Source organism: Microcoleus sp. Pol7_B2 (assembly GCF_036701035.1).
Classification (GTDB): Bacteria; Cyanobacteriota; Cyanobacteriia; order Cyanobacteriales; family Microcoleaceae; genus Microcoleus.
Map to the genome: position 1 here is coordinate 1 of NZ_JAUBQB010000073.1, position 14,710 is coordinate 14,710.

At 47.0% G+C, this 14,710-nt stretch carries 9 protein-coding genes and 1 pseudogene; 8 read left to right on the forward strand and 2 right to left on the reverse strand.

The features are described 5' to 3' along the window. Nucleotides 1-282: 282 nt before the first annotated feature. Together QUA57_RS22305 and QUA57_RS22310 are read left to right on the forward strand one after the other, a co-directional pair. A complete protein-coding gene (locus tag QUA57_RS22305) occupies nucleotides 283-1,890 on the forward strand; it encodes a HAMP domain-containing sensor histidine kinase (RefSeq protein WP_333063659.1) in 1,608 nt (535 codons plus the stop codon). 298 nt (nucleotides 1,891-2,188) lie between these two features. Next, nucleotides 2,189-2,755, forward strand: coding sequence for a hypothetical protein (locus tag QUA57_RS22310; RefSeq protein WP_333037677.1), 567 nt, complete (start codon nucleotides 2,189-2,191; stop codon nucleotides 2,753-2,755). A 311-nt stretch (nucleotides 2,756-3,066) separates the two neighbouring features. On the opposite strand, the gene QUA57_RS22315 is transcribed toward QUA57_RS22310, so the two are convergent. Beyond that, nucleotides 3,067-4,263 (reverse strand): GNAT family N-acetyltransferase, encoded by a 1,197-nt coding sequence (locus QUA57_RS22315; protein WP_333063660.1) that lies wholly within the window; start codon nucleotides 4,261-4,263, stop codon nucleotides 3,067-3,069. A 193-nt stretch (nucleotides 4,264-4,456) separates the two neighbouring features. Continuing rightward, complete coding sequence (locus QUA57_RS22320) at nucleotides 4,457-5,152, reverse strand: dihydrofolate reductase family protein (RefSeq protein ID WP_333063661.1); 696 nt, start codon at nucleotides 5,150-5,152, stop codon at nucleotides 4,457-4,459. Between the two features lie 286 nt (nucleotides 5,153-5,438). Between QUA57_RS22320 and QUA57_RS22325 the strand changes: the two genes are divergently transcribed. The 6 genes and pseudogenes from QUA57_RS22325 (at nucleotide 5,439) to QUA57_RS22345 (ending at nucleotide 14,315) form a co-directional block, all read left to right on the forward strand. Then, on the forward strand, nucleotides 5,439-5,822 hold the full coding sequence (locus tag QUA57_RS22325) for a photosystem I reaction center subunit IV (protein WP_333037683.1): 384 nt from the start codon (nucleotides 5,439-5,441) through the stop codon (nucleotides 5,820-5,822). A 2-nt stretch (nucleotides 5,823-5,824) separates the two neighbouring features. Beyond that, nucleotides 5,825-6,757: a DNA-formamidopyrimidine glycosylase gene (locus QUA57_RS22330; RefSeq protein ID WP_333063662.1), complete on the forward strand. Its 933-nt coding sequence runs from the start codon at nucleotides 5,825-5,827 to the stop codon at nucleotides 6,755-6,757. 310 nt (nucleotides 6,758-7,067) lie between these two features. Further along, complete coding sequence (locus tag QUA57_RS22335; RefSeq protein ID WP_015178120.1) at nucleotides 7,068-7,283, forward strand: NAD(P)H-quinone oxidoreductase subunit O; 216 nt, start codon at nucleotides 7,068-7,070, stop codon at nucleotides 7,281-7,283. A gap of 123 nt (nucleotides 7,284-7,406) precedes the next feature. Further along, entirely contained in the window at nucleotides 7,407-8,360 is a 954-nt protein-coding gene (gene mdh / locus QUA57_RS22340) for a malate dehydrogenase (protein ID WP_333063663.1), read from the forward strand. Between the two features lie 261 nt (nucleotides 8,361-8,621). Continuing rightward, nucleotides 8,622-8,831: pseudogene (locus QUA57_RS28775) on the forward strand (hypothetical protein); the annotation flags it as partial. A 924-nt stretch (nucleotides 8,832-9,755) separates the two neighbouring features. Further along, nucleotides 9,756-14,315 (forward strand): PAS domain S-box protein, encoded by a 4,560-nt coding sequence (locus QUA57_RS22345; RefSeq protein WP_333063664.1) that lies wholly within the window; start codon nucleotides 9,756-9,758, stop codon nucleotides 14,313-14,315. Nucleotides 14,316-14,710: the final 395 nt, after the last annotated feature.

The window sequence follows — 14,710 nt, forward strand, 5'->3', positions numbered from 1 at the left end:
CTAATCCCTGGCATTTGTTGTAAGATGGATTCAATAATCTTCATAAGGCAATCTGTTAAGCTTGTGTGTTTTTATAGTTTAACCTAAAAGAGCGCCTTTTTTTCTGTTCATTTTGGGTTCAGATTGCACTCACTTTTTTTGCCTCTGTGATTTATTGCGTAAGCGTTGCTTGCCGAAGCCATCGCATCCCTCTTGAAAAACTGTCCGGAGTATTGATAGTTATTAAATCGGTTAAATCTGTTGAATCTATTACACAATCCGTTGCCGAACTTCCTTCGCAATATGTTTCAAGCTACCCGACGCCGCCTCGCTATTTGGTACACTGCCGTTACTGCTGTATTGTTACTTGTATTTGCCACGGGTTTCTATTTCTACGTCCGCACTACTTTGATCGATCGCATTGATGACACCCTCAATCATGTTGTAGAAGTAATAGAGCGAACTCTCGTTATCGAACCGCTAAGTTTGTCTAATACCCACGATAAAAAAAATAAATTGCAAGTTAATATTCAAGCCAGTTTTCGAGATAGCACCGATGCTGTAGAAGACGACCACATTGATTTAGAATGGTTCAGTCCTACGGGCGAATTGCTGTGGTCTACTTTATCGGAACCCCTGAATATTCCCATTCATGCTAACCGCACCGGCGAAACAGTTTGGATAATTAATAATAAGTTGCAGTTTGAGGGTACAAATCAGGTAGAAAAAAGTTTGGCAACAGGCCATGTACGGGATGTCACGGATTTAATGGATAGAGGGAAGAGGGATTTAACCGCAGAGACGCAGAGGGCGCAGAGGGAAGAAAGAAGAGATTTTGATGGCGGTTTGAATGCAGGTGGGCAGGAAAATCTAAATTTAGGTAGTGAAAAGTCGATCGCACAAAATACAAATCGCGTTTCTACCAAACCAATTAGCATTCGGACAACTCAAAACTATTCCCTCAGACAAGTAACGCAGCGAGTACAAATCGGCCGCCAAGTTCTGGGATATTTGCGAGTTAGCCATCCTTGGTTTGAAGTGACAAAACCCATCCGCCAATTAATTCTCGATTTGATTTTGGGCGCGAGTTTAACTCTAATTTGCGTGGCGACTATTGGCTGGCTGCTGTCGGGATTGGCTATGAAACCTGTGCGGGAATCTTATCAGCGTCTCAAACAGTTTACTGCTGATGCTTCTCACGAACTCAGAAATCCGATCGCCACTATTCAAACTAACGTCCAAGTAGCTTTGGCGGAACCGGATATCGAACCGCAGCAGCATCAACAGCTACAAGTTATCGAACGCCTTACCCGCCGTTTGGGGCGCTTGGTTGACGATTTGCTATTTTTAGCCAGACAAGATAGCGGCATCGTGCAGCAGCAGTGGATTGAGGTTCCTCTCGATGCTTTGCTGATGGAAGTAATTGAAGAACAACAGGCGATCGCCACAACCCAAAATCTCTCTCTTTCTTTGGAAATTGTCGATCTGCCCAACGCTGAGGACAACTTTACACTGTTGGGCGACTGGGATCAACTAGCCCGACTGTTTACCAATCTCGTCAGCAACGCCGTGCAGTACACGCCCTCTGGCGGTCAAATTGAAGTAGAATTGCAACTCGCAGGTAAACACAAAAGAAATTCGCCGATCTTAAATCCAGCGCTGCAAATAAAAGTAACAGACACCGGCATCGGAATTTCCGCAGAAGCACTGCCGCATTTGTTCGATCGATTCTACCGCGCAGATCCAGCCCGAACCCACCGCAGCGCCGCTGGTTCCGGTTTGGGGTTAGCCATCGCCAAGGCAATTGTCGAAAATCACCGTGGCCAAATCCGCATTGACAGCCAAGTCGATCGAGGTACAGCCGTTACCGTCACCCTCGCCGCCCACAAATCCGAAGCATCTCGCGTCTAAAAATCCCCTCTTCCCCTCTTCCTCTGTGCCCTCAGCGCCCTCTGCGGTTAATAAAAAAACAGGACTTAAGCAGCAACGATGAAAAATAGACCCGGAGATTGCTTCGGACACAAATCCGCCTTTAAACTTCCTCTCTTCCCCTCTTCCTGTACGCCCTCGAAAGGTTAATCACAAAATTTACCCCTCAAGCCTGATTCTTTCTACCTTGGGCCCAAACCAAGCTATTAAAATTCAATTCCCGCATAGATTAACATGAACTTTGTTGGAAAACCTCGATCGAACTTGTGAGGAGTTATTTATGTTTCGCCACAATCTACCGTTAAAAAAAATCAGCTTGCTAGCAGCCACCTGCGGAGGTTTACTCGTTAGTCTCGCAACACTTTCCCAAGCCGGCGGCCCCCCGCCCCAACAAGGAAAACCCGTTTCCCAACCCGCAGAGACTCCCGCAGCCACTGAAGAGCCCGTCAGCGAACCAACTCCGGCTGCGAGTCCGGGCCTCAGCGGGATGCCCTCTACACCAACAGACGCGCCTGCCCGCTTCCCCATGCCCAGTGCGCGAGTTACGCCTGCCGAAGGCATGATAGTAATTAAACTGGTGAATACCACCAATGCTGTCATCAATTATCAAATCGTAGGCGTGACCCAGCCGCGCACTCTGGGCGAACAATCTGAAATTTTGCTTCAAGCCCTCAAAGTGCCAATCACCCTCACTTATCAGCGCCCAGACGGCGGATTGGTGCTAGTTCGCCCCCAAGCAACCGCGATGCCGGGAATGTTGCAAGTCAGTTTCGGCGCGACAACTGAGTTGGACGCTGATACAAAATCGCTGCAAATTCAGGAAGATGGCAAGGTAATTTTGAATTAGTTTAACTGTTGACTGTTGACTGTTACCATTCGTGTCAACTTAAGACTCAAATCCATAATAAATATCGTTTATAGTTTAGTTGCGATCCCCTCTAACCCCTCTTAATAAGGGGGGGGACAAGACTATTCTTACCTCCCATCTAACTCCCATTAATAAAGGGGAAAGAGCCTTCAAAGTCCCGCTTCTTAAGGGGAATTTAGGGGTATCGAAACTTCGATACAAACGAGATATACACAGGGTTTTAGTATTATGTTGACACCGATGGGCTGTTACTAATTCCCAATTTCCAATTCCAAATTCCCAGTCAACCGTCACTCGCCGAGTAACAAAGGAGGTAACTTAGTAAAAGGTAAATCCTCGTTTACTGCATCAATTTCTTGCTGTTCTCTTTCGTTAATTTGACCGATATAAGAATTGAGAATTTGGGCCAGACGGTTGTTATAAAATCGGTGCAAACTATAATTTGGCGTAGCTGGAAAGCCGCGCCGTTTTTTGTGCCGCCCGCCGGCACCCGGATCGAAGCTTTGGATGCCCCGATCGATCGCCCATTCGATCGGCGTATAGTAACAAGCATCGAAGTGCAAGCAGTCGATTTCCTGCAAACTTCCCCAATAACGCCCGTACAGTCGATCGCCCTTATACAAACAAAAAGACATACCCACAGGCTGTCTGTCATCTTCCTTGTCGTAGGCGGCTACAAATAAAACTCGATCGCGATAATTGTGGTGCAACTGTTCAAAAAATCGCTTAGTCAGATACTTGCTTCCCCACCAACCAAATTTGTCGCAAGTATTCTCATAAAAAGCATACATTTGAGCAAACATGGCTTGGGGAATTTCATCGCCCGTCAGCGTTTTTATCAACAAACCAGCTTGATCGACTGCTTTGCGTTCGCGTTTGATATTGCGGCGCTGGTTGGCATTAAATGCGCCTAAATAATTGTCAAAATTTTGATAGCCTTGATTTTGCCAAATATAACTGTGGTGCAGCCAACTGCTGAAACCGTGGCGTTCCATGCGCTGCCGCCATTCAGGATCTACATAAAGGAAATTGCAGCCGGAGATATTGTGGCGATCGCAAAAATGGTCGATCGCGCTTACCATTACTGCCGTTAACTCGTCTTCATCTTCCCCCTCGGCAATCAAAAACCGATAGCCTTCAGCCGGAGTAAACGGCGTCATTCCCATCAATTTGGGATAATAGTGAACACCCAAACGTTGGGCTAAATCCGCCCACTGATTATCGAATACAAATTCCCCGTAACTGTGACTTTTGACATAAAGTGGCGCGCAAGCAATCAACTGTTTGTCTCGCCAGACTGTTAAGTGATGCGGTAGCCAACCGGTTTTACCTGTTGCACTGCCCGATACTTCGAGATTGTTCAGCCAATCCCATTCCAGAAATGGAGTTTTTAGTGGCATCGCCAAGGCATCCCACGACGCTTGCGGGATTTCGCCTATTTTGCTAATCCAGGCTACAGAATATTCAGGTTTTGGCTGTTTCAGCATAGGGAGATTTGAGCGTAGAGCGATCGAACTTCATTTAAGTTAATATAATTTCCCCTGTTCGACACTTCTTACCAGGCTCTTCCTGGTAACGCAGATCCAGAGTTCGAGCCTCGATTTTCCTTGCGCTGGCGAGGCACAGCCTCGCTTACATGGGTTCCCCGCCTCTGCCGGGGAACCAGTTACAAATGCGCGACTATCGATCAACCCGATAATGCAAAAATACCTCTTGTCCCACCTGTTTAACCGTCAAAAGTTCCAATTTTGGAGCTAAATCTGCCAAAAAACCCTCTCCCTCCACTGGTGTCGGTGCATCCGCCCCGCCCAAAATTAACGGACACACCGTCAGCCACAGTTCGTCTACCAAGCCTGCAGCCAGCACAGACGCTACGAGTTTTCCCCCTCCCAGAATCGCCAAGCGTTTGATACCGAAGCTTGCTAGCTGTTGAAACGCATCAATCCAATCAATCTCTCCACCTCTGGTTTTCGCATAGATAATTCGATCGAACTTACTATTTGTCATCGGGTAGGGAGATGGCAATGCCGTTTCCCTACTGTGTTGCCCCGTCAGCAGCCAGCGAGGTACCGGTTGTTGGAAAAATCGCAAGTTTGGGTCAAATTGGGACGATCGCGAACACACAATTTGCACCGGTTGTGGGAGCTTCCCTTGCAGTTCCCTCTGTGTGAGCAATTCCGGCGAAATCACTCTCATCGTCGTCCCATAAGCCTGTAACGTGCCGTTGCCGAACAAAACGGCGTCGCTTGCTGCTACTTGCTGTTCGAGGTGGGCTTTGTCGTTGGCAGAACCGAATCTCGCGGGCGATCGTACTGCATCTGCTATTTTACCGTCAGCGCTGATCGCGAGTATTACTGTTGCGTGAGGTTCAGTCATTACTTATCAGAATTTCGCAGAACTTTTAACTGTAGCAATTCACAACTATTTGTAAAGTTTTTTTTCAACTCGCTCGCACTGCTTTTATTTGACGGATAATGTGAGTTTATTTATTTTGCAACGGTAGCGATCGCCCTACCAAAGTATTTACTTTTCTTTACAAACAGCAGACAAAAAACGGCGCGGGAGGTAAAAAATTCGTTGCAGACTTTAAATGCGCCGCGCGATCGACTAGAGTAAAAAAAATGGCTTGATCCGTTTATTCATCGCAAAGGAAAAAAAGCTCATGGTTCAACGCGGTTCAACAGTCCGGATTCTCCGCAAAGAATCCTACTGGTATCAAGAAGTGGGCACCGTTGCTACGGTAGACCAAAGCGGCATTAAATACCCAGTTATCGTTCGCTTTAACACCGTAAATTATGCAGGCGTCAACACCAACAACTACGCCGAAAGCGAATTAGTGGAAGTGGCAGCACCCAAAGCAAAAGCGAAAACAGCGACTGCTGTAGCTTCCGGCGGCAAACAAACCACGCTCGACGAGAAAACTCGGAAAACCGGCAGCGGAGGAGCCCCCTCGCAGCCGAAAACTTCGACGGACAGCAAACCCGGCGCCGAAGTGCCCGGCACCGTCGAAGGTTCGCCTCAGGGTCAAGGAACAGAACAGCGCTAATTGTGCCAGAACTGCCAGAAGTTGAAACTATTTGCCGGGGTTTGAATCAAGCAACCCTCGATCGAGAAATGTTGGACGGGGACGTGTTGCTAAACAGCACGATCGCCCGCTCAATCTCTGCGACCGATTTTTTGACGAAACTCAAAGGAAAGTCGATCGCCCGCTGGTACAGACGCGGCAAATACCTCCTGGCAGAACTATCTCAATTCCCAGAAGGAGAAAGAGAGAAAGGGAAAGGGGGAGAATTTAGGGATCAAACTCCAAGCTCTTCCCCTCTTCCTTCTTCCTTCCTCCTTCCTTCAAAAGCCGGCTGGTTGGGCGTTCACCTGCGGATGACTGGACAACTGCTGTGGGTGAACCGATCCGAACCCCTGCAAAAACACGCGCGAGTGCGGCTATTCTTTGAAGGAAACCAAGAATTGCGGTTTGTAGACCAGCGCACCTTCGGGCAAATGTGGTACGTGCCTGCAGAAACCGAGGTTTCCAGCACAGTCATCGGTCTGAAACTTTTAGGGCCCGAACCATTTTCCGAGGAGTTTACAACAGAATATTTGGCCCGCAAGCTGCACCGGCGGGCGCGACCCATAAAAACAGCTTTGCTAGACCAGGCACTGATAGCGGGTTTAGGCAATATTTACGCAGACGAAACTTTGTTTTTGTCGGGAGTGATGCCCACAACTCTGTGTGCGGATTTGACAGCAGAGCAAATTGGGCGCATCCATACAGCTATTATTCAAGTTTTACAGAAGGCGATCGAATCCGGGGGCACCACTTTTAGCAATTTTCTCAACGTCCAAGGTGTCAACGGCAACTACGGCGGCGTCGCTTGGGTGTACAATCGCGCCGGTCAACCCTGTCGCACTTGTTCCACAACCATCGAACGTATAAAATTAGCAGGGCGATCGACTCATTTTTGCCCTGCCTGCCAGCAATAAGCGGAAGGAAGTTCGGCAACCGATTCTGTAACGGATGTAACGGATGTCAGGAAGAAGGAAGAAGGAATAAGACGGAAGAAGGCGGGAGAGGAAAGAAGGAAGAAGGAAGAACTGATATCTTGTACCCTTGTCAATAAGGTTTTCAGGGGCGGGCGGGACAGCCAGCGCCCAAGAATATTGAACTATTGTGGAACAGGCCGGAAATCCTGTTAAGCGAGAATGGTGCCAGATGTCAGAAGAAAGAAGAAGTCCTTTCCAGCCAAATCTAGATTAAAATTTGTATAGTTTTTTAAACTAAACAAAGCAAGTTATGGCAATCAAGAAAGGCAGTATAGTTCGCGCTGTACGCGAAAAATTGGAAAACAGTCTAGAAGCCAAAGCCAGCGACCAGCGCTTTTCCTCGTATATATTTGAAACAAAGGGCGAAGTGATGGATGTTCGCGGCGACTATGCCTTCGTCAAATTTGGCAAAGTACCCACCCCCAATATTTGGCTGCGGGTAGACCAACTCGAAGATTTTAAGTAACTCACCAAAACTAAACATCACTGTTCTTAATTTAGCGAAGGGTGCACACCGCGCACCTTTCCCCAATTAAGCTGATTGCTAAAATCTAAAATCTAAAATCTAAAATCTAAAACCTAAAACCCAATGAATTCTCCATCAAACCGCGTATCAATTATTGGTGCAGGCAAAGTCGGCAGTACGTTAGCCCAGCGAATTGCTGAGAAAAATCTGGCAGATGTAGTATTGCTAGATATTGTGGAGGGTTGGCCGCAGGGCGTTGCTTTGGATTTGATGGAAGCTAGGGGAGTGGAACGCCACGATCGCCAAATTGTCGGTACAAATAATTATACAGATACGGCCAACTCAAATATCATCGTAATTGCCGCTGGAGTGCCACGCAAACCCGGTATCAATCGGGAAGATTTAATTAAAATCAATGCTCGAATTGTCACCGAAGCCTCAAAACAGGCGATCGAGCATTCTCCCGAAGCAATCTTAATCGTCATCACCAATCCCCTAGATATCATGACTTATTTAGCTTGGGAAGCTGCGGATTTGCCCAAACACCGAGTCATGGGGATGGGGGGAGTTCTCGACTCCGCCCGCTTTGAAACTTTTATTGCCATGGAATTGGGCGTTTCAATTGCTGAAATCAATGCAACTGTCATCGGTTCTCATGGCGATTTGATGGTTCCTTTGCCTCGCTATTCCACTGTCAACGGTATTCCCATCAATCAACTTATGGATGCTGGGGCGATCGATCGACTCGTACAGCGGACTCGCCACGGCGGCGCAGAAATTGTCGAATTGATGAAGATTAGTAGTGCTTATTTTGCACCCGCATCTTCTGCCTGTTTGATGGTAGAATCTATTTTATTTAATCAGTCGCGACTCTTGCCTTGCTGCGTTTATTTACACGGCGAATACGGTGTGCAAGATATCTTTTTAGGAGTTCCCTGCCGCTTGGGATCTCAGGGAGTCGAACAAGTAGTCGAACTCGAACTCAGCGATACCGAAAGAGCAGCCTTTATCGAGTCGGGCAAATTGGTTGCCGAAAATATTGAGGAAGCCAGGGCGATGCTGAAAACTGCTTCTTAAGCTTGTAGCAATTCGTTGATCACAGCAGTCTGCTGGCCACTTCAATATAATAATTTATATTGAGTATGAAAGTGCGATCGCTCTGTCGGAAGTTGCCTTATCGGATTTCAACCGCGCTTTGATTAATATTATTGATCATGTTTGTTAGGCTATATTTCACAAGCCCAAAAATGGCAGCAAGGAACCGATCGATAAATATAAAACTTCCTCTCAAAAACTTGCTAAAAACGCAAAAACTGGCAAGCAAAAGCAGTTGAACTTGGTCTGCGCGACAATACTCTTAGAGTTTCTCTAGAAATTAAAGCAAAAATCTGCCATATTTTCTTTACTACTAAACCAACAGCAGAAGCAGTCGGTTTAGGATTATCTCTCACTCGCGCTCGCATTGTCCAACAACACCGTAGCACTTTAAAGGTAGAAAGCGAAATGCGAGTTTCTACGGAATTTCTCATTACTTTGCCCAAACTTTAATACTCGCGATCGCCATTTCTATTGATCAAGCTTGAAATACCTTTACTTTAGCCCAAAATGTGATACCCTAAATATTTGTATTATCTAAAATTTTTACAGTTGTCAAAAATCGGGCAAAAAGTCTCCGCGCGTGCGGAAGCTATCCCGAACGCGGGTGCGGGCTCGTTGCGGTAGGGAATCACCCTTGAGTTGAGCCCATTTAACACAGCCTACAACTACCTCAACTGTTTGACCGAAAACTAACCTCTGATTCGGTGAATTTTAATCAGTTTAAAAAATCCCATCCCTCGCATGAAATAACGAGAAGGCAAGGAAAAATATCTAAAATTTCGGCTGATCCTAAAGATTGTAAAAAATCTAATTTAGGAGAGATAAATCGAGCATTACTTAAAACTTTAGAAAAGGCGATCGCGTAAGTTTAAACAAATTCAAATAAAGGCGTTACCAACAGGATATTTTCTCGCCACAACAAGGAAACCATTAATCGAGTTTGGGGTAATAATAAAAAGGTGACAATTGCAACCCAATGCGAACAAAAAAAATGTCAAAATTAGTCAGAGACGCTCCTCCCGCTCGCGAAATGGAACCGGGTTTCTTGTTTCCACTTTCGGAGTTTTCCTGAGTTAATTACGTTAAGAAACCGAGTTTATGTGTAAGTTTTGTTAGCATTATTCCCACTAATTGACAATTAATGGAGTAGCAAATTATGCAACTTTTTCAGTAAATATACGGGAGCTAAGATGGTCGATAGACCTCCAAATCTCGAAAAAATACGGAAATGCAGTCTGAGTAGCTGCTAAGTGCTAGCAGAATGAGGAGAATATGTTCTTTGCCTTTTTGAGTTACCAGGCTCAACTTGCAGAGCGCTATTGAGATGCCATCAACCTCGATAACAAACCGCAAAATAACTAAATAAAAATCATTATGTTTCATGAATACCTGTATCACGAAGTCAGCAACCTGCGCGAGAAACTAGCTCACCTAGAAAGAGAAACGCAGTCTCAAACCTGGTTCAAAAAGCTGCAAGCGCTGATGGGAGTTATTAGCAAAATTCGTGAATCCCTAGACTTAGAAACAATATTCAAAATCACAGCCACCGAAGTTCGGCAACTCCTAAATGCCGATCGAGTCGCCATCTACCGCTTCTTTCCCGAATCCGAATGGAATGAGGGCGAAGTAGTGTCCGAAGACGTACTGCCCCAATACAGCCCCTCTTTGGGAAGCAGAGTCCGCGACAATTGCTTCGGCGAACAATTTGCAGCCAACTACACCAAAGGTTACGTTCAAGCAGTCACGGACATCTACAAAGCCCGGTTGAGCCCTTGTCACCTCAAAATCCTCAAGCGGTTTCAAATCCGGGCCAACTTAGTCGTACCGCTACTGCAAGGGCAACATTTGTGGGGATTGCTGTGCATTCACTCCTGCGGTCAACCCCGCCAGTGGCAAGAAGACGAAATCGAATTTGCCAGACAAGTAGGCGACCATTTAGCCGTTGCCATCTACCAAGCCGAACTGCACTTGCAAACCCAGAGGCAAATAGCAGAAATCGAATCCGCGCAGCAGAAACTCCGCGACAGTGAGCAAAAATATCACCAAATTCTCGATTCGATCGGCGATATGGTATTAGTCAAAGGCCCCAAATCCAAAATTGTTTGGGCAAATCAAGCATTCCGCAACTATTACGGCATGACTGAAGAGGAACTTCAAGGCATAGTAGACGCACCTTTCGCCGATACCGACAATACTCTCCAGTACATCAAAGATGACGCCTTCGTCTTTGAAACCGGACAGACTCTGCAAATTTCCGAAGAACCGGTGACGCGCTACGACGGAGAAGTGCGGCTGTTCAGCACCGTCAAAACACCGATCCGCAACGCAGACGGCGCAATCGTCATGACTGTCGGCGTCTCCCGCGACATGACGGAACGCAAAAAAACAGAAGAAGCGGTCAAAGCCAGCGAAACCAAATACCGCAGCCTGGTAGAAACCTCCCAAGACATGATTTGGTCGGTCGATGCGATCGGGCGCTATACCTTCGTCAACCCAGCAGTTAAGTACATCTACGGTTACGAACCAGAAGAAATGATCGGTCGGCCCTTCTCCGACTTTGTGACACCAGAACAAAGCCAGAAAGATTTAGAAGTGTTCGCCCGCCTGTTTGCCGGAGAATCAATTTTCCAGTACGAAACCACCCAAATCGCCAAAGACGGTAGCATGAAACATTTGATGTTTAACGCCATCGGCCTCTACGACGAAACCGGAAACTTCCTCGGCACCACGGGCACAGCCACCGACATTACCGATCGCAAGCGAGCAGAAGCAGCCTTACAACACGCCAACGCAGAACTAGAGCGCAGAGTAGAAGCACGCACGGCAGAACTGCGCCAGACTTTTGCCGCCCTCACGGCCAGCGAAGCCAGGTTCCGGACGATCGCGGCCACCATCCCCGGAGCTCTGTTTCAGTTTTGCAACCGGGACGGAGTTTGGCAAGTTGACTACGTTAGCGATCGCATCTTCGATCTCACGGGCGTCACAGCAGCAGAAATGACGCGAGACTTAAATACATTCATTTGTCGCATCCACCCCGAAGACTCGGAAAGCCACCTCGCTTCCGTCAACGAAGCCGTAGAAAATCTTTGTCCCTGGCACTACGAAGGGCGGTTAGTCAAGCCCGACGGTGAGATTCGCTGGTGGCAGGGCGACTCCATGCCCACCCGCAGCGAGAACGGCGAAATAATATTTTGCGGCGTTTTGCTCGACATCACCGATCGCAAAGTTGCCGAAACCGCCATCCGCAACAGCCAGCGGCAGCTCAAAGAAGCCCAGAGACTCGCCCATGTCGGCAATTGGGAACTTGACGCAGCCACCGAAACCCTCACTTGGTCGGAAGAACTTTTCCGCATCTTCGGGCTCGAACCGGCCCCCATCGCGCCCAACATAGCCGAACAGGTAGCTCTGATTCATCCAGAAGATTTGGAATTGTGGCAAACTCAAGTGCAGCAGGGACTCGCAACAGGCATCCCTTTTGAGTTTGACTTTCGCCTTTACCGTCCCGACGGCATCTTGCGATACGTGAACGCCCTGGGCAAAGCCGAAACCGATGTGAACGGCAAGGTGGTAAAACTGTTCGGTACGGTGCTCGACATTACCGATCGCAAAGCCGCCGAAGCAGCACTGCGGCAAGCAGCAGTCGAGTTAGAAGACAGAGTGAGCGATCGCACGGCCGAACTTTCCCAAGCAGTCACCCAATTAGAACAAGAAATTGGCGATCGCAAACAGGCAGAAGCAGCGCTGCAAGTTTCCGAGCAAAACCTGCGGACGATATTTAACAATGTTTACGATGCTATCTTCATTCACGATTTAGAAGGAAAGATTCTCGATGTCAACAATCGAATGTTAGAAATGTACGGAGTGAACCCGGAACAAGCAACAAAATTATCAATTAAAAACGACTATTCAACACGCGGCAATCCCATTGAGAAAATGGAAGAACTTTGGGAAAGAGTATTAGCCGGCGAAACAGGTCGCGTGGAATGGAAAGCGAGGCGTCCCAACGACGGTTCAACTTTTGATGCAGAAGTCGCCCTGTCCAGAATTAATCTCAACGGGAATCTCAGCATCATTGCCAACGTCCGAGATATTAGCGAGCGCAAACAGACAGAAGCAGAACTGCAACACGCTCAAAATTTTATGGAATCAGTCCTCAAAACCATACCCGTAGGAGTGGTTGCCAAGGATGCCCAAGAACTGCGGTTTGTTCTGTGGAACCCAGTAGCTGAACAGTTGCTCGGTTTCAGTGAAGCAGAAGTTATCGGCAAAAATGATCACGACTTTTTCCCAACAGAACAAGCTGATTTTTTCACCGCCAAAGACAGGGAAGTGCTCAACAGCGGGCACATTGTAGAAATCGCCGAAGAAGAGATTGAAACGAGGCAAGGAGAAACGCGGATATTTCATACCAAGAAAACAACAATACTCGATGCTGATGGCAAACCGCAATATCTATTAGCTGTCACTGAAGATATTACCGATCGCAAGCGGGGAGAAATTGCCTTGAGGCGATCGGAAGCCCTACTCAGACAGCAAGCCGAGCGAGAAAAGTTGCTCAACAACCTCACTACTCAAATCCGCAATTCCCTCGATTTCGACAGCATTATTGCTGTCGCAGTCCAAAAAATTAGGGCTTTCATGCAGATCGATCGGTGCTATTTTTCCTGGTACCGCCGCGAACAAGAAGAGGCTTTTTGGGAAATTATTCAAGAATCTCGCAGAAGAGAACTTCCCGATTTAATAGGTTGCTATAAAGCTTCTGACTTCGGCACTATAGGAGAACAGATGTTGCGTCTAGAAACGCTGCAAATTGATGATGTCGGAGCGCTCGCAGACCCTGTTTGGAGAAAGTCTCTTAATTCTATGGGCTACCAATCTGTGTTGGCAATTCCGATGCAGGCACTTTCGGGAGTAGTGAGCGTTGTTACCTGCGCCCACTCCGCTGCTGTGCGACCGTGGAGCGAGGGCGAAGTAGAATTGTTGCAAGCGGTTACAGTTCAATTGGCGATCGCTCTCAACCAAGCCGATCTTTACGCCCAAACTCGCAATAAAGCTCTCGAATTAGAACAAACCTTGCAGAAATTAACCAGCACTCAATCACAGTTAATTCAAAATGAAAAAATGTCGAGTCTCGGTCAACTTGTGGCAGGAGTCGCCCACGAAATCAACAACCCAGTTAACTTTATTTACGGCAATCTCAGCCACGCCAACGACTATACTCAAGACTTGCTGCACTTGATCGAACTTTACCAAAATCACTATCCCGATCCAGTCCCGGAAATTCAAGAAGAAGTAGATAGGATTGAACTCGACTTTCTGATGGAAGACCTGCCAAAGTTGCTTTCCTCAATGAAAGTCGGTGCAGACAGAATTCAACAAATTGTTGCTTCTCTTCGCACATTTTCCCGCATGGACGAAGCCGAAAAGAAAGCAGTCAACATCCACGACGGCATAGATAGTACCCTGATGATTTTGCAGCACCGGCTCAAAGCTAAACACAATCACCCCGAAGTTGAGGTGATTAAAGAATACGGTCAACTGCCCTTAGTAGAATGTTATGCCGGACAGTTAAATCAAGTATTTATGAACATCTTGAGCAATGCTTTAGATGCTTTGGAAGAACGGGATCAGCGCCGTTCTGCTGAGGAAATGCGGGAACAGCCGAGCCACATCCGCATCCGCACTGAAATATCGCCAGCGGGCAAGGTAATCATTCGGATTGCTGACAACGGGCCGGGAATACCGGAGACTGTCGGCACTCGGCTTTTTGACCCGTTTTTTACCACTAAACCTGTGGGTAAAGGCACTGGGATGGGCTTGTCAATTAGCTATCAAATTGTTACAGACAGACACAATGGGTCGCTGAAATGCAGTTCTTCGCCGGGACAGGGTACAGAATTGGTGATCGAAATACCCCTCAAAGCTAATTGTTAATAGGGAATTGGTAAGTTGTAAGTTTTAATTGGCAATTGGCAATTGCGAAAGTGTTACTGTGCGTCAGCTTTGTAATTCTCAACCATATCAATTCCGGTAGCATCGTCGTCGGACGTAAAATTTAGTCAACAATCAGTAATCAGGGACGGTACAACCGGAATTGATCTCATTCATCTGCGTTACTCTGTGTTAATCTGCCCTCATCTGAGGTTTAAAAAAGAGAATTTTTCGGATCGCAGATGACAAGGGATTAATGCGGATTCACGCAGATGAAGAATTCCGATGCTAACAAATTTGATATTATCACCGAAAATTTAATTTTGATGCACCATTTATTCCCTGGTGCATCAGTTTTGAGATTGTGAGTTTCTAGCAAAAATGTCTTCACGGGGTGA

Coding starts and splice junctions, on each gene's coding strand:
- QUA57_RS22305 (WP_333063659.1), top strand. CDS start 283: ATGTTTCAAGCTACCCGACGCCGCCTCGCTATTTGGTACACTGCCGTT.
- QUA57_RS22310 (WP_333037677.1), top strand. CDS start 2,189: ATGTTTCGCCACAATCTACCGTTAAAAAAAATCAGCTTGCTAGCAGCC.
- QUA57_RS22315 (WP_333063660.1), bottom strand. CDS start 4,263: ATGCTGAAACAGCCAAAACCTGAATATTCTGTAGCCTGGATTAGCAAA.
- QUA57_RS22320 (WP_333063661.1), bottom strand. CDS start 5,152: ATGACTGAACCTCACGCAACAGTAATACTCGCGATCAGCGCTGACGGT.
- QUA57_RS22325 (WP_333037683.1), top strand. CDS start 5,439: ATGGTTCAACGCGGTTCAACAGTCCGGATTCTCCGCAAAGAATCCTAC.
- QUA57_RS22335 (WP_015178120.1), top strand. CDS start 7,068: ATGGCAATCAAGAAAGGCAGTATAGTTCGCGCTGTACGCGAAAAATTG.
- mdh (WP_333063663.1), top strand. CDS start 7,407: ATGAATTCTCCATCAAACCGCGTATCAATTATTGGTGCAGGCAAAGTC.
- QUA57_RS22345 (WP_333063664.1), top strand. CDS start 9,756: ATGTTTCATGAATACCTGTATCACGAAGTCAGCAACCTGCGCGAGAAA.